Origin of the sequence: Streptococcus sp. NLN76, from assembly GCF_015686645.1 — a bacterium.
Classification (GTDB): Bacteria; Bacillota; Bacilli; order Lactobacillales; family Streptococcaceae; genus Streptococcus.
On the sequence record NZ_JADPMS010000018.1, the window covers coordinates 1 to 23793 of the forward strand.

The window sequence follows — 23793 nt, forward strand, 5'->3', positions numbered from 1 at the left end:
GACTTCTTTGTTAAACCTCCTTGGTGAACCTTAGTTCTACCTGCGTCAGTTTGCCTTGAAGTCTTTTGATTTAGCTTCGAATTTATTATTGACAGGTAGTATTCCTACTACCCACACATTGGTATTCGTCTTGTTCAGTTTTCAAAGGTCATGTCTCTCACGAGACAACTTAATCAGTTTATCAAAACCTCAATAGTTTGTCAACACTTTTGTTTAACTTTTTTAAAGTTTTTTTGCTTTCGTTCGTTTGGACCGAACTATTTTACTGATTGCGTCCCGTTTAAGGAACTCTCCCTTCAGGACTTTATTAGTATACAACATGATGTTGGTCTTTGCAAGGGGAAAGTTACATTTTTTTAATAAAAAAAGAGCATCCCCACTGAATGCTCTTAATTCACTTGATTACGATAGCTCTGTAGTTCTTTCTCATTTCCCCATACAAAGTGACCGGGAGTGATTTCTTCCATTTTTGGTTTATCTTCCGAATAATCATGTATAGAGGGATCATAAACTTTAAGAACTTTCTTGCGTTCTAGAAGTGGATCTGGGATTGGAACTGCAGATAGCAATGATTGTGTATAGGGATGAAGCGGGCGACTAAATAGTTCCTCAGTTTCAGCTACTTCAACAATAACACCTTTATAAATAACTGCAATTCGGTCTGAAATGAATCGGACAACTGATAGATCGTGGGCAATAAATAGATAGGTTAGACCTAGTTCACGCTGGAATTTCTTTAATAGATTAAGAACCTGTGCCCGAACCGATACATCTAGAGCTGATATTGGTTCATCTGCGATTACAAAATCTGGCTGCATTACTAGAGCCCGTGCAATACCAATCCGCTGTCTTTGTCCACCAGAAAATTCGTGTGGATAGCGAGTCAAATGCTCTGCAAGAAGACCTACAGACTCTACCATTTCACGAACTTTACGCTGCCTATCTTCTTCATTTTCAAATAAATTGAAATTGTATAACCCCTCCGAAATGATATAGTCCACGGTTGCACGCTCATTCAAACTCGCAGCTGGGTCTTGGAAAATCATTTGAATTTTACGAATCAATTCTTTTTCTTCTTCACTGGTCTTTTTCCCATTAATTCGCTTACCGTCAAAGAAGATATCACCACCACTTGTCTCATTTAGACCAATAATGGCACGCCCTATCGTTGTTTTCCCACTACCTGACTCTCCCACTAGTGAGAAAGTTTCTCCTCTGTTAATGAAAAAGTTAGCATTTTGCACAGCTACAAATTTTTTGCTTCCTTCTCCAAAGGAAATCTCTAAATCTTTCACTTCAATAAGTTTATCAGTCAATTAGCTATCTCCTTCCATAAAATCAGCAAAAGTCATTTTTTCTCGAATCTTTTCATGCAAATTTTGAATAACCTCTGGCTTTTCCACACGAGGTGCCATTTCATGCAAAAGCCAGGTTTTAGCCCAATGGGTCTCAGAAACGTAAAATGTCGGGGCTTTTTCTTCAAAATCAATTGCCATAGCATAGTCAGAACGAAGTGCGAACGAGTCACCTTTAATCTCAGTGTAAAGAGATGGCGGCGTACCTGGAATTGAGAAGAGTTCTCCATCTTCACCAGCTAATTGGGGTAGACTAGAAAGCAAACTCCATGTGTAAGGATGTCTAGGATCGTAGAAAATCTCTTCCACGGTTCCATATTCGATAATCTCTCCTGCATACATGACAGCTACTTTATCAGCTATACTTGCTACCACACCTAAATCATGGGTAATAAAGATAATCGTAAATCCGTATTCATTTTTTAAGTCTTTTAACAAATCTATGATTTGGGCCTGTATGGTTACGTCTAAAGCTGTGGTAGGCTCATCACAGATGAGGATATCTGGTTTACATGCTAGGGCAATTGCAATCACAATCCGTTGACGCATTCCTCCGGAGTATTGGAAAGGATACTCCGAAAAACGTCTTTCTGGATCCGGAATGCCAACTTTATCCATGTAGTCAATCGCCATTTCCTTAGCTTCTTTTGCATCCTTCCTTTGATGCTTAATAATAACTTCTGTAATTTGACTACCGATCGTTTTAATCGGATCAAGACTTGTCATCGGATCTTGGAAAATTGTCGCAATCTTTTTGCCTCGAATTTCCGCCCATTCTTGATTTGTTTTCAGTTTGGTCAAATCCTGCCCTCTATATTCAATAGAGCCTTGGGTAAGGCGACCATTATCTTCCAGCATACCTGTAAATGTTTTAGTTAAAACAGATTTACCACTTCCAGATTCACCAACTAATGCTAAAACGTCACCTTCAAGTAACTCTAAAGATACACCCCGGATGGCGGTCAAGATCCGATCACGGACCTCAAACTCAACGACTACATCCTGAGCATTTAAAATAATATTTTTTTCTGACATAATCGCTCCTATCTATGAGTTCTTGGATCACTTGCATCCGCCAAATTCTGTCCCACAATGTAGAAAGACAATGAAACTAAAATCAACACTGTCAATGGAATCCAAAAGAGGTAAGCATTAGTAGTAACATTTTGAGAATAGGTTGATATTAACCGGCCTAAACTTGGCACTGTTGCTGGCAGACCGATTCCAAAGAAAGATAGGAAAGCTTCATAAGAAATGTAGGAAGGTAACTGAGCTGCAGCCATTGTTACAATAACCGATACCAACTGTGGTAACAGGTTACGGACAATTATCTTACGTGATGGTGTCCCAAGAGTTCGACTTGCTAAATTATATTCCAAATCACGGTAGCGTAAAATTTGTACCCGTATAGTGTAAGCTACACTAACCCATGATGTTACAGTCATAGCAAAAATCAAATTCCAAAAGCCAGAACCAAGTGAGTAGGTCAAAACAATAACAATCAACAATTGAGGAATATTAGAAATAATGTTATATACCTCAATCATAACACGGTCAACTGACTTAGACACACCCCAGATTCCACCAACAAAAACTCCAATCACCATCGTAATTACTGTGGCAATAACTGCAATCAAAATAGAATTTCGTGCTCCAAACCAGACAGCGTCAAAAAGAGAATGGCCATTAGCATCGGTTCCAAACCAATACTCAGCATTAGGGGCAATATAGCGTAAGGCAAAGTTGTTTACATTAGAAACATCGTTAGGGTCATAATCTGAAATAATAGGATAAATAAAACTCATCAAAACGATGCTAGCTAAAACAACTAACATAACAAGCGTCATCCTACGCTTCAAAAATTCTCTAAAAACTGACTTCCAATAAGAATACGCTGGTGCATCTATTGATTCAGAGGCAAAATCATCACGTTTGACAAATTCAAATTTTGAAGAATCTAACTGTGCCATTATTTACCTCCTTTTGAAGATAGCTTAATTCGTGGATCCAAGACTGTCATCAGCAAGTCACCAAGTAAGTTCGCCAAGATGGAAAGACTTGTAAAGATGAAAGTTAATCCAACCACCATTGTATTGTTGGCAGCACGGACAGAATCAATCAACATTTTCCCCATTCCTGGAAAGGCAAACACAGACTCCGTTAAAGTAGCACCGATAATTACTAGAATAATAGCTGAAGGGATACCTGCAACAATCGGAACCATAGCATTCTTAAAAATATGCTTCTGCATAATTTCCTTCTCAGATAAACCTTTCGCACGAGCAAAACGTACATAATCACTAGACTGTTGATCAATCATGTACCGGCGAATCCAAATAGTCAAACTTGGAGTACTCAAGAGACCAAGAATTACTGCAGGAAGCACATAAGAACGCCAATCGCCTGCTCCTAAAGTTGGGAAAGAGTCTGGAAGACCGATAAAAGAACCTAACAATCGAACCAAATACACCAAGGCAATAGTTGGAAGTGCAAGTAAAAAGGTCAAAGTTGCTGTTGAAACAGAATCCAAAGTACTATTTTTATAGCGTGCTAATACTGAACCAATTGGAATCGCTAATCCGTATGAGATAATGACTCCAATAATACCAATAATAGAAGAGTTAACAATCATGGATGGATCAGTGTAGTTACTCTTAGTCGCACTATAGTTATCTCCCTCTCCAAAGTTTCGAATGTCACGTTCATCCATCTTTGCTGGATTTTTATAAGTACGACTATAAATATTCACTGAGGACATCTTTTTACCAGTTGGGAAAGAAGTTTCCGTCGATTCTGTTTGTCCCTGTCCTTGGGTAATCACCTCTAAAACTGACTGGCCAGAAAAAGTTGGATAAGAATTCCCAAGATTCAAAGTCAAGAAGTTTTGATGGACAAATGGAAAAACTCCATTAAAATACAATAAATATTTGTGCTGAGTTCCAGATCCAACTACTGACCAACCGATTGCAGGATCATTTTCAATGCGAATGTAGCGTTCCAAATCTGGATTCTCTGCATCTTGAATTTTCCAAGGGTGGTCAATTTGAATCAGATTTGCATAAAAATCAAACACACGTTCATAAATAGGAACCTGCCGAACCGCATAAAATTGCTTACTTTCCGGCATTTGTTCTAGTTCCCAGTTTCCGCTTAAACCATCCAAGTATTCCTTATATACCTTACGATTTGCATCTGTACCTTCAACGGTCACTGATTTATCAAGAGAAGATGCTTTTTCTTGAAGTTCCTTGCTAGAGTAATACTCTTCATAACCCATTCGTTCAAAAACGGTGTGTTCATAATCCGCTTTAGAGTCCGGAGTCTTCGCAATTTTATTGTACTGCGGATCCTGTTTAAAAATGAGGTTCCTAGGCACTAATGTATACACAATAGTGTAAATCAGGGTGGTTACCAAAAAAATGGAAACCAACGAGCGTAAAATACGCATCAGGATGTATTTTTTCATCGCTTTTTCCTTATTATCTCAAAAGAACTTTCTCACTTCGGAGAAAGTCCTTGTAATCTTTATTTCACATGGTTTTTCATTTCTTCATCTGCCTTCTTAGCAGCTTCTTCACGTTTTTTGTTCCACTCTTCACGAGCTTTATTGTAATCTTCAGTCGTTACATTACCATCATTTGGTTCAAGGTATTTAAAGATAACACCATAGTCACCCTTATTACCTGACCACGCAAATGGCTCTGTGAACGGTTTTAATCGTGTGACACTTGTGCCTCCACCCTTAGATTCAATCGGAACAATCAATGCACTATCCGTTAGCCATGCTTGTGCAGCTGCGTACTTCTCATAACGAGCTTTTGTATCTTGAGTTTCTTTAGCCGCCTCGTTGACTAAATTCTCATACTCATACAAGCCAACTGCTTTTGCACTTTCGACATCAGCACCTGGATCAAAACCAAGATAAGTCTTAGTTGATTCACCAACAGATGGACGAATAATGTCTAAATAAGTAGACGGATCTTGGAAATCTGGCCCCCAACCAACTTTATTAGAGATATCCCAATCGGTTTGTGACGCATTTTCCGCAAAATACGTAATATTATTAACCTCATCTGCAGTCATCTGGTGTAGATCAACAACCACGTTTTCTTTGCCAAGATTTTCTTCTAAGGATTGCTTAATCGATTGTGCTCTTTTCACTGAAGTAGTAGCCGTTTGATCAACTGGTAGGTCTAAACGAATAGGGAAAGTAACACCATCAGCTTCCAAAGCTTGTTTCGCTTTGGCAAATTCAGCCTTAGCTTTTTCTGGATTATACAAGCCGTTTTGAGCATCAGAAAGATCCACATCTTTCCACTCCTCTTTATCAGCCAGTTGTTCTTTTACCATGTCTCCAAATTCTTTACCATCTGCTGATACGAATCCTGGTGGAATAAATAGATTACGAAGAATTGAATCCGCACTCTCTTCGCCAACTAACTGAGCCGTGTATGCTGAGCGGTCAAAGGCAAAGGTTAAAGCTTGACGGAAGTCTTTATTAAGAAGAGCTTTCTTTGTCGATTCTTTCTGAGCATCCGTCTCCTTGGCTGTATACTTATAAGATTGGCGGTCGATATTCATACCTAGAAGATAGGTTGTTGCATCTTGTGGAGGTTGAACAATGTTATCTTCGTATTTTTCAGACATTTTCTTATAAGATGGGGCATTTGGATTAAGACCGGCTTTTACAAAAATATTCTTATCAAAACCTGAAATTGTCATATCCAAGTCTGATCCATCATTATAAGTTAATTTTATTGTGTCAAAATGTACGTTATCTTTATCCCAATAACCTTCATTTTTAGCCATCTGAATCTCAGACTTAGCTGTCATTGATTTCAGAAGGAAAGGTCCATTGTAGAGAAGACTTGTTGGATCACCAGTTTTGGCAAAATTATCTCCCTGTGAAGTCAAGAATTCCTCATTAACAGGATAAAGGATTCCATAGGTTGTTTTGGAATTCCAATAAGATTCAGGGCGGTTCAACGTATATTCTAGGGTATAATCGTCTACGGCTTTAATACCAACCTTGCTAAAATCTTTTTCTTTTCCTTCAACATAGTCTCTTAGACCTTTGATTGAATCTTCAACAACATATAATGCCTCGGCTTCATTTTCTGCTGCATATTTCAACCCAGTCACAAAATCTTGTGCTTTTACATCAGCATATTCTTCACCCTCAGAGGTGTACCACTTAACACCCTCCCTAAGTTTATAAGTGTAAGTCAGTCCATCTTGAGATACTGTCCAATCTTCTGCAACGGATGGTACATAGTTTCCGTATGGATCATTCTCCATTAACCCATCAATGACATTTGAAGTAATACTCGATGTAGCCTGCTTCCCAGTGATCAAATAATTTAAATTATCTGGATCTGTTTGATAAATATAAGAATACGTGGAAGAATTCCCCCCACTCGAACTTGAGCAAGCAGCAAGCACGCCAACTGATAGCAAGCTTACTCCTAATAATGCGAATAATTTACTCTTTTTCATTACAGGACTCCTTTTCCATCAATGTAATGTCCTTATTCTACCACAGTCCTTTTAAAAAGTAAATGAATTTTCTGACTATTATGTATTTTTTTCCTCTCAAAATTCTAGGTCTCTTTTTAGAACTATGATAAAATAGAGTAATTAGTATCTGAAAGAGGAATCCTATGAAACGACTTATCCAGTTTATTCTGGTCACCATAATATTACTGTCATCCCTGCTTCCTAGTATAACTGTTACAGCTGCAGATGACTTTAAAACAACCGCCAAAAGTGCCCTGGTTTTTGAACAAAACACCGGAAAAATTTTATTCGAAAAAAATCCTGATGAATTAATCGGTATTGCCTCCATCTCCAAACTGCTGACAACCTATGTAGTCCTAGATGCAGTTGAGGCCGGAGAAATCAACATGGATACAAAAGTTCCAATCGAGGATTTCGCCTACCAGCTAACTGTAGATTCTTCGACCTCAAATGTCCCTATGGAAGATCGAAAATACACGGTTGAAGAATTACTCCATGCCATGTTGCTTTCCTCAGCCAATTCGGCAGCCATCGCCCTTGCCGAAGAAATTGCTGGGAAAGAAAAGGATTTTGTCAAACGGATGGAAGACAAGCTAGACAGCTTAGGGATCCGTGACTACAAACTCTACAATTCATCCGGCTTAAACGAAAGCGCCTTGAATACTGTGGATGGTGGTAAAAACCAAGAGAATCTCATGTCTGCCAATGCTCTTGGAGTCATGGTTTATCATCTTCTGAAAGACCATCCTGAAATCACCGAAATTACCGAGAAAAACCAAGCTAAATTCGGGAAAGATACCATTTATGCCACCAATCAGCTTATCCCCAACATGCCCCGCTTCCGCAATGGCGTGGATGGATTAAAAACGGGTACTTCTGCTGAGTACGGTGATTCCATCATTGTCACAACCACTGAGCGCGGAATGCGCCTAGTCAGTATCGCTCTTAGCGTTGATAACCCTGACCAAGATCCAAATGCCCGTTACAACGCGACAATCTCACTCCTAAACTACATCACGCGCACTTTTTTCGCCAATGTACTCGCCGCTGAAGGCGAACAATATGAAGATTCAACTGCTGTTATTAAAGACGGTAAAAAATCACCTATCGCAGCTGTTGCCAAAACCGATGCCATCCTCATCCAACGTGGGGATTACACAGGGGACCTAGATATCAAATGGGAGACAGACCCCAACGGGTATCAAGCCCCAATCCAAAAGGGAGAGTTTATCGGCAACTTGACCTATAAAGATCCTGAACTTATCGGTAAAGGTTATATCCAAGGACAGGAACCAAAATTCGCCATGGTCAGCAAGGAAGATGTTGCCAAAAGCAACTTCTTCAAAGTCCTCTGGAACGACTTTGTCCTTTTCGTAAACGAAAAACTCTAGTACTCATTGAATTTCAAAATCTGACTTTGGCAAACCTCTTTGATGAACTTATTGATTGCGTGCCTTGCACACTTCCTTGATAAAATACAACAGGTCTCCCAGACCTATTGCACTATCATCATCAGCTATCCTCGTCATTCTTTGGAAATTCTGCGTGTATTCTGTTTTGAAATTAGTGTCGGATAAGTCAAAAAAACCAGCAATTGCTGGTTTTTTTGACTTATCCGACACTACCTTCCATTTCATAGCTAATCAAACGATTGAGTTCGACAGCGTATTCCATTGGAAGTTCTTTTGTAAATGGTTCTACAAATCCCATGACAATCATCTCTGTTGCCTCTTGTTCAGACAAACCACGACTCATGAGGTAATAGAGTTGCTCTTCTGAGATTTTAGAAACCTTGGCTTCGTGTTCCAAAGCCACTTGTGAGTTGTGGATTTCATTAAATGGGATGGTATCTGATTTAGACTGGTCATCCATGATAATGGTATCACACTCAATATGACTGACGGATTTCTTAGAATTACGGGCAAAGGTCACTTGACCTCGATAGTTTACTTCGCCGCCACTCTTCGCAATAGACTTCGAAACGATGGATGAGCTCGTGTGAGGGGCATTGTGGATCATCTTAGCACCAGTATCCTGCACTTGCCCTTGGTTGGCAAAGGCGATAGACAGCATGGTTCCACGCGCACCTTCGCCATCAAGGTAAACAGATGGGTACTTCATGGTCGTTTTAGCCCCGATATTCCCATCAATCCATTCAACGGTCGCATTTTTCAGAGCTTTCGCTCGCTTGGTTACCAAGTTGTAGACATTGTCCGACCAGTTTTGAATCGTCGTGTAACGGACGTAGGCTCCTTCCAACGAGAAGATTTCTACGATGGCTGCGTGTAGACTATTGCTAGAATAGGTTGGAGCTGTACAGCCTTCAACATAGTGCACACTGGCCCCCTCATCCACAATAATCAAGGTTCGCTCAAACTGACCTGTGTTTTCATTGTTAATCCGGAAATAGGTTTGGAGCGGAATATCCACTTTAACCCCTTTAGGCACATAGATAAAGGTTCCACCTGACCATACTGCACTATTCAAGGCAGCTAATTTATTGTCTGTTGGTGGAACAAGTTTCGCAAAATATTGCTTGAAAAGGTCTGGATATTCTTTCAAGGCAGAGTCTGTATCGGTAAAGATAATCCCTAGCTTTTCAAACTCCTCCTTCATATTGTGGTAAACCACTTCTGATTCATACTGGGCAGAAGCTCCCGCAAGATAAGCACGTTCAGCTTCCGGAATCCCGATTCGTTCAAAGGTTTCTTTAATTTTTTCTGGAACGTCGTCCCAAGAACGAGCTGGTTTATCAGACGGTTTTTGGTAGTAGATGATGTCATCAAAGTTAATCTGGGTCAAATCAGCACCCCAAGTCTCCAATTCCATCTTCTTAAACGTCTCATAGGATTTAAGACGAAAATCCAACATCCACTGAGGTTCATTCTTTGCCGCTGACAATTCACGAATAACATCCTCGCTCAACCCTTTACCAGTCGAGAGAATGGGATCAACATCGTCATGAAAACCAAATTTATATTCCCCCAAATCAATTGGCTTGGGTTCTACGCGTTCATTTTCAGCCATTATTTTCCTTTCGTTTCATTTACTTCCATTGCTTTTTTCAAAGCATTCCATGCAAGAGTGGCACATTTAATCCGCTGCGGGAACTGCGCAACCCCAGACAAAAAGGCTACGTCACCGAGCTGGTCGGTCGAGGACAATTCTAGCCCTTGTACTAAATCAGAGAAATCCTGGGCAAGTGCCCAAACCCCTTCTTCTTTTTTCCCAATCACAAGGTCCGTCATCATGGAGGCAGAGGCTGTCGAAATGCTACAACCCGAATTGATAAAGGAAATATCACGAATCCGACCCTCCTCATCCTTGAGCAAAAAGAGTTGAATCACATCGCCACAGGTCGGGTTGTTCAATTGAATCGGTTCCACCCCGGACAAAGTCCCCTGGTGATGGGGATGTCTGGAATGCTCTGCCACTAGCGTTCGATAGAGACTGTCCAATTTAGAAAGTGCCATTAAAAAACTCCTTTGTTTTCTCCAAAGCCTGGACAAGGCGATCGCAATCTTCCTTGGTATTGTATGCATAGAGACTAGCCCGCAGCGTAGCCCCAACTCCTAAATAGAACAGCAGAGGCTGGGCACAATGATGCCCCGCCCTTACAGCGACCCCTTCATAATCCAAGGCAGTCGCTACATCATGCGGATGCAACCCCTCAAGGTTGAAGGAAATCAAACCCGTTCTCCCTTCCAAAGAAGGAGGTCCATAGATTTCCACCCCCTCAACCGACTGCAGGCCTCGCCAAAGATAGGCTAGTAAATCCTTATCCTGAGCCGCAAGTCGGTCCATCCCTAAATCATTTAGATAATCAACAGCAGCTCCCAAACCAATCGCTTCCGCAATTGGAGGTGTTCCAGCCTCCAATTTCCAAGGTAGATCCGTCCAGGTTGACTCTTGTTCAAAAACAAAGTCAATCATCTCGCCGCCAAATTCTACCGGTTCCAACTCCTTCAAATGAGATTCTTTACCATAAAGAACCCCAATCCCGGTTGGCCCCATCATCTTATGACCGGAAAAGACTAGAAAATCAAGATCTAATTGCTGAACATCAACAGGAAGATGCGGCACAGACTGAGCCCCATCTACCACTAGGTAAGCTCCTACATCGTGAACCCAGTCAGCAATCTCTGCAATCGGATTTTCAATCCCTAGCACATTGGAGACATGGGCCAAAGAAACTACCTGTGTGGCTGGATTCAATTTAGCCTTAACATCATCCAAATCCAGACGACCATCTTTGAGATAGACATAAACCAATTTGGCTCCTGTTCGTTGACAAACCTGTTGCCAAGGAACAATATTGGAATGGTGTTCCATGATCGAAATCAGAACCTCATCTCCAGGGGACAATTGGGGTTCTAACATCCGAGCTAGATGGTTGAGACCTGTCGTTGTTCCCCGAGTAAAGATAACTTCTCTTTCAGAAGCGGCTCCGATAAAGGACGCGACTTTTCGTCGCGCTTCTTCATAGGCTTGGGTCGCAGACTCCCCTAAACTATGAACACCACGGTGAACGTTCGCGTTAATTTCCTGATAATAGCGATCCATGGCCTCGATTACAGCACAGGGCTTTTGGCTCGTTGCTGCACTATCCAAGTAGACGAGGTCCTCATCATGGACCTGCTGGTCGAGAATGGGAAAGTCTTTTTGAATCTGCCGACCGTCGATTGGCTGCATGGCTACTCCTCTTGTTTATCTTTTACTTAACTTATCTTCAATCACTTGGATCATGTCGTCTCGAACTTCTTTAACAGGGATTTCTACAATAACGGCCCCCAAGAAGCCACGAACGACTAAGCGTTCCGCAGTTGCTCGGTCTAATCCTCGACTCATAAGGTAATAAAGGTCCTCTGGATCTACCTGACCAATAGAAGCTGCGTGGCCGGCTGTTACTTCATTCTCATCAATTAACAGAATTGGGTTTGCATCTGACCGAGCCTGATCTGACAACATCAAAACGCGACTTTCTTGTTGGGCATCTGCCCCTTTGGCACCACGAATAATGTGACCAATTCCATTAAAGGTCAAGGTTGCTTTTTCCAAGATAACGCCGTGTTGGAAGATATTTCCAACTGAGTTGGCACCATGGTTGGTTATCCGGCTGTCAATTCCTTGAACTTGTTTGCCAGATGAGAGAGCGACCACTTTCATATCCGCATGGCTTCCGCGTCCAATTAAGTCGGTATCAAAGGCAGCCACTACATTTCCCTCGTTCATCACACCGAGAGCCCAGTCAATGGTGGCATCATGGCCAATCCGGCCTCGACGGGTCAGGTAGGTGGTCAGGTTCTTACCAAGGCGGTCAATGGCAGAGAATTTAACGTGAGCCCCTGCCTGAGCAATCACTTCAACCGTAATATTGGCTGTAACTTTTTCTTGACCTTCACCCAAGGTTTCCAAGCGTTCCAAGTAAGAAAACTTACTATTGCGACCTGCAATCACTAAGATGTGCTTATTGAAGGGAACGCTTGAATCACTTTCCTGGTAAAAAATTCCTTCTAAGGGTTGAGCAATCTCTACATTATCTGGAACATACAAAACAGCTGCACTGTTAAAATAGGCTGTATGATAAGCCGCAAGTCTGTCTGCATCGTAGGCTAGGGCAGACATAAAATGTTCTTCCACAACTTCTGGAATTTCTTCTAGGGCTGTTGCCAAGTCCGTAAAAATAACACCTTGCTCCATCAATTCAGGAGACAATTGTTCTAAGACTGTTTGAGTCCCTACTTGCACCAACTTGGGATTACTGCTGAGGTCCGCAAAGGCAGGAACATTCCCACTATCCTCACTCAGCTCAAGCCGACCATCTCCCAAATTCCAACGATGAAACTTGACCCGCTCAATTCTGGGCAAGTCCAGTTCTTGGATTTTATCAAAAGCTTTCAAGCGCAAGTCTTGTAACCATACTGGCTCTGCCTGGGCTTGCGAAAAAGCCAAAATGCTTTCTTTCGTCATCGTTTCCTCCTCAGCCTAGGCTTATACTTCTTCCTCGTATGCAAACCCGAGTTCTTCTGCAATTTTCGCATAACCTTCTTTTTCCAAGCGGGCTGCCAACTCAGGACCACCAGAGAGAACCACTTTTCCGTCCATCATGACATGCACGGCATCTGGTTGAATGTAGTTCAGCAAACGCTGGTAGTGAGTAATAATCATGGCACCAAAGCCTTCTCCCCGCATCGCATTAACCCCTTTAGAAACAACCTTAAGGGCATCAATATCCAAACCAGAGTCAATTTCGTCTAGAAGAGCAAAGGTTGGTTCCAACATTAAGAGTTGTAAAATTTCATTGCGTTTTTTCTCACCACCTGAGAATCCTTCGTTGAGGTAGCGCTCTGCCATTTCTTCTTTCATGTTAAGAAGGGCCATTTTCTCATCCAATTTCGTGATAAAATCACGAACAGAAATCTTGTCCTCTTCCTCCTTGCCTGAGTTCATGGCTGCACGAATAAACTCTGCATTGGTGATGCCTGGGATTTCACTAGGATACTGCATCGCTAAGAAGAGCCCCATTCGTGCCCGTTCGTCTACTTCCAATTCCAAAATGTTAACCCCATCCAACAGAACTTCCCCTTGGGTAACTTCATAGTTAGGGTTCCCCATAATCGCAGCGGACAAGGTTGATTTTCCAGTTCCGTTTGGTCCCATGATAGCCGCAACTTCACCCGTCTTGAGGGTTAAGTTAACTCCCTTTAAAATTTCCTTATCCTCAATGGATACATGGAGATCTTTAACTTCCAATACTGACATGATTTGATCCTTCCTTCTAGGTAATACGGTTTAAGTATAACAAAAAAAAGCCTCTGAGGCTTTTTTTGTGTTTAGAATTATTCTTATCTACTTTTCTTGCCGTCTCCGACGCACTTCCTCCCGATAAGCCGAATTTCCAATGAACCGCAGGGTATTCAATAAGGGCGCCCGATCAGGCCCTAAAATTCCTAATAATTCTACAAACAATTCGGTTCCAAGTGCCAAAGCCAATAGAAGCAAAATTCCACCAATTCGGCTTGATACATTGAGCAAAAGGGAAATCATAGAAAAGATAAAGGTAATCCCATAAATCACCAGCACAGTCCCTCGATGAGTCAAACCAAGACTCAATAGACGATGGTGCAAGTGGTGGCGATCCGCTTCCGAAATCTTTCTCCCCGCCAGACGTCGACGAATAATGGCCATCAAGGTATCTGTAATCGGAACCCCTAAAATGATCATAGGCGTAATAACTGCGACAGCTGTCGCATTCTTCAAACCTTGTAGGGATAAAACCGAGATCATAAATCCCAAGAACAGAGCCCCTGTATCCCCTAAAAAGATAATCGCCGGATGATAGTTATAGGGAAAAAATCCCCCAATTGCCATAACCAAGAGTAAAATCAACATGGTCAAAAAGAGATTATCTTGTGGTAGGAAAAAATAAGACACAATGGCCATGGTCCCTAGCGAAATAATGGACACGCCGCTTACCAAGCCATCCAAACCATCCAGGAGATTGACCGCATTGGTTATAGCTGCAATCCAAATCAATGTTAGGACAAAAGATAAAATCGGACCAAAATGTAAAATGGGTCCCCCAAAAGGAATTTTAAAATTGTCCAAGCGGAAATCCGTCAAGGCCCAAATCAAAACAGCAGCCGTCAGAATCCCCAGCATCTTATGAGCAGGCTTCAGATCTAAAATATCATCCAACAATCCCGTCAGAACAACTACTCCAGCCGCCAGTAAAACTGGCCAAACATACTCTAAATAAGTCTGCCCAAAAGCTGTCACCTTGACAATCCCTGGCATAATAAAGAGATTCACCAAGCCAAAGGACAGGAAAATTGCCAATCCACCAGCGGTCGGCATGGGCTTGGTATTTATCCGCCTTGCATTTGGATAATCCACCGCCCCAATCCGAAAGGATAAGAGCCGAACTAAGGGGGTCAACACGATGCTCCCTAAAAAGGTCGCAATCAAAGCTAATATAAAAGAAAGGGCAAAGGGTACCATGTCTAAATCCTTTGTAAGTCTTCAATCGCATTCCCGTAAAGTAAAACTGTCCCATGTTCCTGAAGAACAGGTCTCGTTACCTGAGACTCTTCCGCCATTTCCCGCATGCGAGCCATCAAATAAACCGGATACTTACCAGGCATCTGGCTCGTATTCACTAAAACAGTCAGATAATAGTGGCCCTTATATTTATACAACTCGGAACCATCGTAGTCATAATCAACCAAATCTACATAGGCACGAACCTTCGCAAAATCTGAAAATTGCAGAACATAATACAAAAAGTGATTTGCTGGTTTTTTTCCTTCACTTTCTTGCGCCTGCTCCCCGTCCACTTCTTCCTCTCGATCAGCTTCAACCTGCTTCCGGAAGGTATCCAATTCACTCAGCAGCTCATCCGACTGTGGATCCTGACTATAGTTCTTGAGCGCCTCTTCCATAGCCTTGATAAACTGCTCTGGATCCATGTCCGGGAAATCCTCCATTTGAGGCAAGTCCTCAAAGTCGAAATCCTCAAAATTGATGGGTTTGTCCACATCAGACTTGGTCACAAAGACATCCAAGCGATCTGGTTTTGGAGTCACCCGAAAACTCAGCATTCCCGAATCCAGAAAATTCTCCGGTAAATCCAATTCGTCTAGAATGGTGTAAAAGAAATCTTCCGTTTTTTCTTGCGGAACCAAGAAATCCGCCAACTCCATTCCTCTTTCTTCCAAATCGTTCATACTGATCGAAATCTTTAAAGTTCGATCATTTAATTGTTTCATTTTCATTTAAATACCTCATCCTCCAGTATACTGAATTTTCCTTAAGATTTCAAAAAAAGAGCGGAATCACGCTCCACTCTTTTGCATTTAAGCCAAAAAGGCACGTACCCCTGCATAGATTAGCAAGAGAATACCTAGAACAATACGGTATTTCCCAAAAATAGTGAAATCATTCTGCTTCACGTAATCTGTCAAGAAGCGAATGGCATACAGACTGACTCCGAAGGCTGTCAACATGGCCACTGCCAACAAAAGACCCTCAGCCCCTGTTAAAGTATTGCCATTCAGGATAAACTTAAGTACTTTGACCCCACTAGCTCCAAACATCACTGGAATCCCAAGAAAGAAGGTGAATTCTGTCACCACAGACCGACTGGTGCCATTTAACAACCCCCCCACAATGGTCGCACCGGAACGACTTGTCCCAGGAAAAAGTGCTAAGACTTGGAAAAATCCAATCTTCAAGGCTGTTGAATAAGGCAGATCTTCTAAGCGAGTAATACTTGGATGCTTCACAAAGTCTTGGCGCTCAATCACAATAAAGGCTACCCCATAGATGATCAACATCAGAGCAATGGAAACAGGATTGTAAAAGTGAGCCTCAAACCATGAATCCAAAGGAACCCCGATGACCATTGCTGGTAGAATAGCCACTAAAACTTTGGACCACAGTGACCAAGTTTGTCTCACTTCTTCTTTGGATTTACCCGGTTTGAAAGGGTTGAGCTTTCCAAAATAAATAACGACAACTGCTAAAATCGCTCCTAGCTGAATGACGACATTAAACATGTCCATAAAGTCAGCTGAAACATTCTTAAACTGGAGCCATTCCTGCAAAAGCAACAGGTGCCCCGTACTGGAAATTGGCAACCACTCCGTAATCCCTTCTACAATTCCAAAAATGATCGCTTTTAGTAATTCAATGACAATCATGTCCTTTTGTCCTCCATAACAGAATTGATTATACCACAACCCTCTTTTAGAGACCAGAAAAATCCACAAATTCCGACTGATCTAGACAAGTTAGTCCCTAAAAAGACCATCCATACCATACTTTAAAACGTTTTCACTAAAAAATTATATTGATTTGTCTACTCTTTTCCTATATAATGAAATAATTTAGAAGGAGGTTCCTATGAAAAAGTTAGTAGTAAGCCTACTCACGGGACTCGCACTGCTTTTTACCTGGGTCAGTCCAGCCCAAGCAGATGAGTACTTAAGAGTCGGGATGGAAGCAGCCTATGCTCCATTTAACTGGACACAGGACGACGACAGTAACGGTGCCGTACAAATCGAAGGCACAAACCAATACGCCAACGGCTATGATGTTCAAATCGCCAAACAAATTGCAGAGAAACTTGGTAAGAAACCTTTGGTTGTCAAAACAACTTGGAATGGTTTGATTCCAGCCCTTACCTCTAAAAAAATCGACTTGATCGTCGCAGGGATGAGCCCTACTGAGGAACGCCGCAAAGAGATTGCCTTCTCAGATAGCTACTACCGGAGCCAACCAGTTATTGTTGTTCGAAAAGACTCCGACTATTCCGATGCCAAATCACTAGCTGATTTTAAAGGAGCAAAACTCACATCTCAACAGGGAGTTTACCTCTACGATTTAATCGACCAAATCGACGGTGCATCCAAAGAAACAGCTATGGGGGACTTCGCACAAATGCGTCAAGCCTTAGAAGCTGGTGTTATTGACGGTTATATCTCTGAGCGCCCAGAAGCTCTCACAGCAGAAGATGCCAACTCAATCTTTAAGATGATTAATCTAAATCCTGGATTTAAAACTAGTGATGAAGAGGTTACGACTGCTGTAGGGATGCGCAAGGACGATGTTCGCATAGACGAAGTCAATGCAGCTATCACTGAAATTTCAACTGACCAACAAGTGGCTTTGATGGATGAAATGATTAAACATCAACCACTTGAAAGCGACACTGAAGAAGAAACACCAAACTTCTTCCAACAAATGCTAACCATTGTTCAAAATAATGGTTCTCAATTCTTACGCGGAGCTGGAATTACCCTCTTGATTTCCATTATTGGTACTGTAGTTGGTACTGGTATTGGACTCTTGATCGGAGTCTACCGGACAGCCCCTCAAGCGAAGACAAAAGTTCCAGCCTTTTTCCAAAAACTCTTTGGTTGGTTCCTCAGTGCTTACATTGAAATCTTCCGTGGTACACCGATGATTGTACAATCCATGGTTATCTATTACGGAACAGCCCAAGCCTTTGGGATCAATATTGACCGAACACTTGCAGCCATCTTTATTGTTTCCATCAATACTGGTGCCTACATGAGTGAGATTGTCCGGGGTGGTATCTTTGCTGTCGATAAAGGACAATTTGAAGCTGCAACTGCCTTGGGAATGAGCCACGGCCAAACCATGCGTAAGGTCGTATTGCCACAGGTTGTCCGCAACATCCTTCCTGCGACAGGGAATGAGTTCGTTGTAAACATCAAAGATACCTCTGTGTTGAACGTAATCTCTGTAGTCGAGCTCTACTTTTCCGGAAATACCGTTGCAACTCAAACCTACCAGTATTTCCAAACCTTTACCGTAATCGCCATCATCTACTTCGTTCTTACCTTTACCGTAACCCGCATCTTGCGTTATGTAGAACGTCGTTTGGATACCGATACTTACACTACCGGAGCAAATCAAATGCAAACGGAGGTGATTAAATGACGCAAACAACCATTCTTGAAATCAAAAGTCTCAAAAAATCCTATGGTCAAAACGAAGTGTTAAAAGACATTTCTTTAACCGTTCATAAAGGGGAGGTCATTTCCATCATCGGAAGTTCCGGTAGTGGTAAATCTACCTTCCTCCGTTCCATCAACCTCTTGGAAACTCCAAGTGCAGGTGAAATTTTCTACCATGGAAAAAATGTTCTAGCCGATGAGCACGATCTTACAACTTATCGTGAAAAACTCGGGATGGTTTTCCAAAACTTTAACCTTTTTGAAAACTTAAACGTTTTGGAAAATGCCATTGTAGCCCAAACAACTGTTCTCAAGCGTGAACGTTCTGAAGCAGAAAAAATCGCCAAAGAAAATCTCAACAAGGTTGGCATGGGAGAGCAATATTGGTTAGCAAAACCAAAACAGCTCTCTGGTGGACAAAAACAACGGGTCGCTATTGCTCGTGCTCTCTCCATGAATCCTGATGCCATCCTCTTTGATGAACCGACTTCAGCTCTCGACCCTGAAATGGTCGGCGAAGTTCTCAAAATCATGCAAGATTTGGCACAAGAAGGGTTGACCATGATTGTGGTAACCCACGAAATGGAATTTGCCCGCGACGTATCTAGTCGCGTCATCTTCATGGATAAAGGCGTTATCGCCGAAGAAGGACGTCCAGAGGACATCTTCACCAATCCGAAAGAAGAACGGACACGTGAATTCCTTCAACGCTATCTTGGCTAAGAAAAAAGCTTCCTAAAAATTTAGGAAGCTTTTTTGTGTTCAGTGGTGATAAAGTATTCATTATCGAACCAAAGATTCGATGACATAAATGAGAGTCAAGTGCAAGGGATAAGCAATATAGAATAAATTCTTCTCCCAGACCTTTCCTTGTCCCCCCCGTTGTCCATTATAAGCAGCAATGAGAGGAATTGCTAACCATTGCATAAATTGATTATCGTAGGCTAAATAAGACCCTAAATCTGGATAGAACTCCGACATCCCTTGATAACTTAAAAAAGCCTTCAACGCTAAGGCTAGCGACGTCCCTAAAAGAACAACATTTGCAGCTCTTTTGGAACCTGGGAAAAAGGCCAAAACCAAGCCGAGAGGCATCAAATACAATCCTCCTTCAGTCAACAAAGTAAAGAATAGTAAAGGCAATAGGTAAAGAATCTTTAACCAACGACCTGATTTCCCTTCTTTAATCTGTTCCACCAAGGTAAAGATTAAAAAGAAACAGGCTAGGGTCAGAAATATATTGTTTCCATTCATCAACATCCAAAGATCAAATTCTCGTGTGAGAGGATCGAGATAGTTGCTTGTCAGCCAATTGTGGAGGACATTAATGACCAGCATCAGTCCAGCTCCCGACAATAACCGTAAGAAGTAGGCCTTTCGATTAGAGGTATAGCGAAACCCCTCCATCAACAGAAAAAGAAATACTGGGGCGACAAAGCGACCAATCCACGATCCCCAAAAAGGCAGTCCTAGGAGATCTCCAAAATGAGTATAGATATGGTCGATAAACATCCCAATCAAGGCAATGATTTTCAATTGAAAACCTGTTAGTTGAATTTTTGACATTCCTTTTATAAACACTTTCTAAATTAACCTCAGGTACTTTCTTGAAAACAAAAGAAATCCAAACAAACTAATCTTGGAAGTCATGTTCTAAGTTTTTTATTCTTATTTTATAATTACTACAACTTTATTCAAGAAAACATAATAAAAAATCGGCTAGAAAAAAGGGTATCCTGTTTCTTTTCTAACCGATTTTAATCAGGAACGATTAAACATCATCGAATTTTTCGTGATTTTTATCGTAATAATCAATCAAACCCAATGCAGTCTCAAATGAAATATTCTTCACTTGAGCACGACCTTGTGCTAGTGCAATAATAGACATCTCACGGGCATTGGTTTCCTTAGAAATACGGTAACCAGTGATTTTCTTGTCACGTACCCAGCCTACTACTGTCTCGACTTTTTCAAAGTTAGACTTAGCCATGATATCCTCCCTTATTTTATTATCTCCAGACATTCATTGTAAATCATTTTAGACAGCTTGTCAATTAAATTTCAGATAAATCGCTGATATCAGCCCTTTTTCTAGTCTTCTGTCAACTGAGAAGTAATCAATTTGACCAAAAAAACGAACATTCGACGGAGTCTTTTCGTTAACGACTTTCTCCTAAACATAAAAAGGACTGTTCACGATAAAGCTAGAAGGATGTGCAATTTCCCAAGTTTTTGCAAATCCCTTTTATGATTTACCTGCCATTTTTTGGATGTTACTCATTGCATTTCAATCTGACTTTATCAAATCTCTTTGATGAACTGATTGATTGCGTGTTTCCACGCCTTATCCTTAATATTCCACAGGTCTCCCAGACCTGTGGAATTATCATCATCGGATTCCCTTGTCATTTTTTCAATTCCGCTAGTATTCAGATTTCGAACTGTTTCAAGTATAAGCATTACTATACCAACCCTAGCTTATTTATTCAAGGGTTAAGCTCAAAAATCCTCGAAAAAACCATTTTCGAGGATAATGTCGCTTTATTCTGCTGAAAAGATATAAGGATAGACTGGCTGGTCTCCTGGGAAAATTTCAACTTCCAGGTCCTCAAAACGATCTTCCAACTTTTCTTGGAGACTTTCTGCAAATTCTTCTGAGCCTTCTTCTCCAACATAAATACTAAAGATCTCTTTATCATCCAAATCCATTTGGTTGAACATCAAGTCTAGTGCAGTCTCAAGGTCAGCATCGGAAGCTACAATTTTACCTTCTACCATGGCTAGGAAGTCACTTTCATGGATTTCCAAACCATCAATGGTTGTATCTCGAACTGCATGAGTTACAGAAGCTGACACAACTTCCGCCAAAGATTGAGTCATCCGTTCTTGGTTCTCTTCCAAGCTGCGGCTCGGATCAAAGGCTAAGAGACTGGTCAAACCTTGAGGAGCTGTGCGGCTCTCTACTACAGCTGCAGCCTCCTCTACAACTTCGACAGCAGATTGGGCTGCCATGAAGATGTTTTTATTATTTGGCAAGAGAATAACTTTATCTGCATGGACTTCTTCAATAGCTTTGACGAAGTCTTCCGTAGACGGATTCATAGTCTGGCCACCTTCGATAACATAGTCTGCACCAGATGCCCGGAAAATGTCTGCCATTCCTTGACCCGCAACAACGGCTACCACCGCAAATTCTTTACGAGGACCTTTACTGTCAGTGGCTTGGGTTGCTTCCTTTTCAACCTGAGCTTCGTGTTGGTTGCGCATGTTATCCACTTTAACTTTCACCAAAGAACCATATTTAAGCCCCTCTTGCATGACTAAACCAGGATCTTCTGTATGGACATGAACTTTGACAATTTCATCGTCGTTGACCACAAGGAGGGAGTCCCCCAGGTCATTAAGGTAATTGCGGAACTCGTCATAATCAAAGTCCTTCACATAGGTTGGCCCTTGTTTAAGGGCCAACATAATCTCCGTACAGTAACCAAAGGTAATATCCTCTGTTGCAACATGGCCTGCAACAGATTTGTGGTGTTCAGCATTGATCATTTCACCCATCATGGCTGGTGTTGCCTCAAAATCTTCAGAAGCAATGTATTCGCCATTGAGGGCAGACAAAAAGCCTTCGTAGATGAAAACAAGTCCTTGTCCACCAGAATCGACAACACCTACTTCTTTGAGAACTGGCAACATATCTGGAGTCTTAGCTAAGGCAGTCTTAGCACCTTCAAGTGCTGCTTCCATAACTTCCACAGCATCATTACTGGTCTCAGCCTTCTTAACCGCTCCAATGGCAGCTCCACGAGAGACGGTAAGAATGGTTCCCTCAACAGGCTTCATAACCGCTTTATAAGCAACCTCTACACCAGATTGGAAGGCATGGGCCAAAGCAGCTCCATCTAATTCTTCCAAATCCTTAACTCCCTGAGAAAAACCACGGAATAATTGTGACGTAATAACACCTGAGTTACCACGCGCACCCATCAAAAGTCCCTTAGCAAAAATATTCGCTGCTTCTGCCACTGTCTGCGCAGGCTTATCAGCAACTTCCTTGGCACCATTTTCGATGGTCATCCCCATATTCGTTCCTGTATCTCCATCTGGAACAGGGAAAACATTCAATGAGTTGACATATTCAGCTTGATTGGTTAATCGAGTGGCAGCTGCTTGAACCATCTCTTGAAATAAACTGGTTGTAATATTGGCCACGACTACTCTCCTACAATTTTAATATTCTGGATATATACATTGACTGCTTTGGCAGTAATGCCTAATTGGTTTTCTAAACTGAAGGTGACCCGTTCTTGGATGTTACGGGACACTTCACTAATCTTGGTTCCGTAACTTAAAACAGTATAGACATCTACCTCAATGTCTCCCGCCTCGTTACTACGAACCACAACCCCTTTTGAATAATTTTCTCGACCTAGGAGGGCTTGGAAATTGTCCTTAATGGCATTCTTGCTGGCCATGCCAACTACGCCAAAAATCTCTGTTGCTGCACCACCTACGATGGTAGCAATGACATCATCGGTCAACTCAATCTGACCATCGCGTGTATTGATTTTTACAGTCATATCCTTTTACCTCAAATTGTTTATAGTTCATTTTACCACATTTTTGGATGGGTGTACAAACCGGGCTCAAATGTCAAGCCCTTTCAGGTCCCAGAAAATAAAAAAGGAGATTGGAAATCCAACCTCTTTTTAAGCTTGATTAAACGCGTTCAACTTTACCTGATTTAAGCGCACGAGCTGAAGCCCAAACTTTTTTAGGTTTACCGTCAACCAAAATTGTAACTTTTTGAAGATTTGGTTTAACTGCGCGTTTTGTTTTGTTCATCGCATGAGAGCGGTTATTACCAGATACAGTTTTACGACCTGTAAAATAACATACTTTTGCCATTTCGTCATTCCTCCTATTTAGTTTTAAGGGTGCTACACCACATACCGTAAAATATTACCACACTTTCGCACCTTTGGCAAGTCATGACTCATGATTTTCTCATTTTTCTTCTTAAGAAGACCACTCCTTCTGCCAAAACAAAACCAAGGGCAAGTGAAAAACAAATAAGTAAGGTCCGGACAAAAAAGGACTGCCCCTGTAAAACCTCTCCCTGGGCAAAATACCGCATAGATGTCGCGATAGTCCCTCCAGGTACCAACGAAATCATACAGGGAATAGACAGGATATTCACCGGTGTCCCAATTCGTTTCGCAAAATGGTTCGACAAGAGTCCAATCATCAAACTAGCTACTAAATTTGCCAACCAAATCCCCCCTGTCACTTCCAACACTAAAAGATAGGCTATCCAGGACAAACCGCCCGTAACGGCTGAACTCAGTAAGGTTTGACGAGGTGCATTGACCATCATCCCGTAGCCCAAACTACCACAGAAACTTAAGACAAAGCCCAAGAAAAAGATCATAACCCAC

At 41.7% G+C, this 23793-nt stretch carries 22 protein-coding genes; 3 read left to right on the forward strand and 19 right to left on the reverse strand.

Features of this window, described 5'->3' with window-relative positions; genetic code table 11:
* Positions 1-389 precede the first annotated feature (389 nt).
* From I1A59_RS04730 to I1A59_RS04750, 5 genes are read right to left on the reverse strand one after another with little or no spacing between them, the layout of a single operon-like run.
* The gene (locus I1A59_RS04730; RefSeq protein ID WP_196091663.1) at positions 390-1316 is read right to left on the reverse strand and encodes an ATP-binding cassette domain-containing protein; all 927 of its coding nucleotides are present in this window, start codon (positions 1314-1316) and stop codon (positions 390-392) included.
* Complete coding sequence (locus I1A59_RS04735) at positions 1317-2393, reverse strand: ABC transporter ATP-binding protein (protein WP_196091690.1); 1077 nt, start codon at positions 2391-2393, stop codon at positions 1317-1319. It lies immediately after the preceding gene.
* Positions 2394-2398: 5 nt separating this feature from the next.
* The gene (oppC, locus tag I1A59_RS04740) at positions 2399-3325 is read right to left on the reverse strand and encodes an oligopeptide ABC transporter permease OppC (protein ID WP_196091664.1); all 927 of its coding nucleotides are present in this window, start codon (positions 3323-3325) and stop codon (positions 2399-2401) included.
* Positions 3325-4821, reverse strand: a complete 1497-nt coding sequence (locus tag I1A59_RS04745; protein ID WP_196091665.1) for an ABC transporter permease — start codon at positions 4819-4821, stop codon at positions 3325-3327. Before I1A59_RS04745 ends, oppC begins: the two co-directional genes overlap by 1 nt.
* Positions 4822-4880: 59 nt before the next feature.
* On the reverse strand, positions 4881-6851 hold the full coding sequence (locus tag I1A59_RS04750; RefSeq protein ID WP_196091666.1) for a peptide ABC transporter substrate-binding protein: 1971 nt from the start codon (positions 6849-6851) through the stop codon (positions 4881-4883).
* A 164-nt stretch (positions 6852-7015) separates the two neighbouring features.
* Between I1A59_RS04750 and I1A59_RS04755 the strand changes: the two genes are divergently transcribed.
* A complete protein-coding gene (locus tag I1A59_RS04755) occupies positions 7016-8263 on the forward strand; it encodes a serine hydrolase (RefSeq protein WP_196091667.1) in 1248 nt (415 codons plus the stop codon).
* Between the two features lie 220 nt (positions 8264-8483).
* On the opposite strand, the gene sufB is transcribed toward I1A59_RS04755, so the two are convergent.
* The 8 genes from sufB to I1A59_RS04795 all read right to left on the reverse strand — a co-directional run bounded on the left by sufB (position 8484) and on the right by I1A59_RS04795 (position 16573).
* Positions 8484-9899, reverse strand: coding sequence for a Fe-S cluster assembly protein SufB (gene sufB / locus I1A59_RS04760; protein ID WP_196091668.1), 1416 nt, complete (start codon positions 9897-9899; stop codon positions 8484-8486).
* Positions 9899-10345: a Fe-S cluster assembly sulfur transfer protein SufU gene (sufU, locus tag I1A59_RS04765; protein WP_196091669.1), complete on the reverse strand. Its 447-nt coding sequence runs from the start codon at positions 10343-10345 to the stop codon at positions 9899-9901. Before sufU ends, sufB begins: the two co-directional genes overlap by 1 nt.
* Positions 10332-11564: a cysteine desulfurase gene (locus I1A59_RS04770; RefSeq protein WP_210766451.1), complete on the reverse strand. Its 1233-nt coding sequence runs from the start codon at positions 11562-11564 to the stop codon at positions 10332-10334. The genes sufU and I1A59_RS04770 overlap by 14 nt, the downstream gene beginning before the upstream one ends.
* Positions 11565-11579: 15 nt before the next feature.
* On the reverse strand, positions 11580-12842 hold the full coding sequence (sufD, locus tag I1A59_RS04775; RefSeq protein WP_196091670.1) for a Fe-S cluster assembly protein SufD: 1263 nt from the start codon (positions 12840-12842) through the stop codon (positions 11580-11582).
* Positions 12843-12863: 21 nt separating this feature from the next.
* Positions 12864-13634, reverse strand: a complete 771-nt coding sequence (gene sufC / locus I1A59_RS04780) for a Fe-S cluster assembly ATPase SufC (RefSeq protein ID WP_196091671.1) — start codon at positions 13632-13634, stop codon at positions 12864-12866.
* An 87-nt stretch (positions 13635-13721) separates the two neighbouring features.
* Positions 13722-14873 carry an MraY family glycosyltransferase gene (locus I1A59_RS04785; protein ID WP_196091672.1) on the reverse strand — a complete coding sequence of 384 codons (1152 nt, stop codon included), beginning with the start codon at positions 14871-14873 and terminating at the stop codon, positions 13722-13724.
* A 2-nt stretch (positions 14874-14875) separates the two neighbouring features.
* Positions 14876-15646, reverse strand: a complete 771-nt coding sequence (locus I1A59_RS04790; RefSeq protein WP_196091673.1) for an adaptor protein MecA — start codon at positions 15644-15646, stop codon at positions 14876-14878.
* Positions 15647-15727: 81 nt separating this feature from the next.
* The gene (locus I1A59_RS04795; protein WP_196091674.1) at positions 15728-16573 is read right to left on the reverse strand and encodes an undecaprenyl-diphosphate phosphatase; all 846 of its coding nucleotides are present in this window, start codon (positions 16571-16573) and stop codon (positions 15728-15730) included.
* 202 nt (positions 16574-16775) lie between these two features.
* Here I1A59_RS04795 and I1A59_RS04800 point away from each other — a divergent pair, with 202 nt between their 5' ends.
* Together I1A59_RS04800 and I1A59_RS04805 are read left to right on the forward strand one after the other, a co-directional pair.
* Positions 16776-18338, forward strand: a complete 1563-nt coding sequence (locus I1A59_RS04800) for an ABC transporter substrate-binding protein/permease (RefSeq protein WP_196091675.1) — start codon at positions 16776-16778, stop codon at positions 18336-18338.
* The gene (locus I1A59_RS04805; RefSeq protein WP_196091676.1) at positions 18335-19078 is read left to right on the forward strand and encodes an amino acid ABC transporter ATP-binding protein; all 744 of its coding nucleotides are present in this window, start codon (positions 18335-18337) and stop codon (positions 19076-19078) included. The genes I1A59_RS04800 and I1A59_RS04805 overlap by 4 nt, the downstream gene beginning before the upstream one ends.
* Before the next feature lie 60 nt (positions 19079-19138).
* On the opposite strand, the gene I1A59_RS04810 is transcribed toward I1A59_RS04805, so the two are convergent.
* The 6 genes from I1A59_RS04810 to I1A59_RS04835 all read right to left on the reverse strand — a co-directional run bounded on the left by I1A59_RS04810 (position 19139) and on the right by I1A59_RS04835 (position 23786).
* The gene (locus I1A59_RS04810; protein WP_196091677.1) at positions 19139-19921 is read right to left on the reverse strand and encodes a TraX family protein; all 783 of its coding nucleotides are present in this window, start codon (positions 19919-19921) and stop codon (positions 19139-19141) included.
* Positions 19922-20126: 205 nt separating this feature from the next.
* Entirely contained in the window at positions 20127-20345 is a 219-nt protein-coding gene (locus tag I1A59_RS04815) for a hypothetical protein (RefSeq protein WP_196091678.1), read from the reverse strand.
* 551 nt (positions 20346-20896) lie between these two features.
* Positions 20897-22567 carry a DAK2 domain-containing protein gene (locus I1A59_RS04820; protein ID WP_196091679.1) on the reverse strand — a complete coding sequence of 557 codons (1671 nt, stop codon included), beginning with the start codon at positions 22565-22567 and terminating at the stop codon, positions 20897-20899.
* A gap of 2 nt (positions 22568-22569) precedes the next feature.
* Complete coding sequence (locus I1A59_RS04825) at positions 22570-22935, reverse strand: Asp23/Gls24 family envelope stress response protein (RefSeq protein ID WP_179924299.1); 366 nt, start codon at positions 22933-22935, stop codon at positions 22570-22572.
* 139 nt (positions 22936-23074) lie between these two features.
* On the reverse strand, positions 23075-23263 hold the full coding sequence (rpmB, locus tag I1A59_RS04830) for a 50S ribosomal protein L28 (protein ID WP_002885786.1): 189 nt from the start codon (positions 23261-23263) through the stop codon (positions 23075-23077).
* A gap of 88 nt (positions 23264-23351) precedes the next feature.
* Complete coding sequence (locus I1A59_RS04835; RefSeq protein WP_196091680.1) at positions 23352-23786, reverse strand: threonine/serine exporter family protein; 435 nt, start codon at positions 23784-23786, stop codon at positions 23352-23354.
* Positions 23787-23793: the final 7 nt, after the last annotated feature.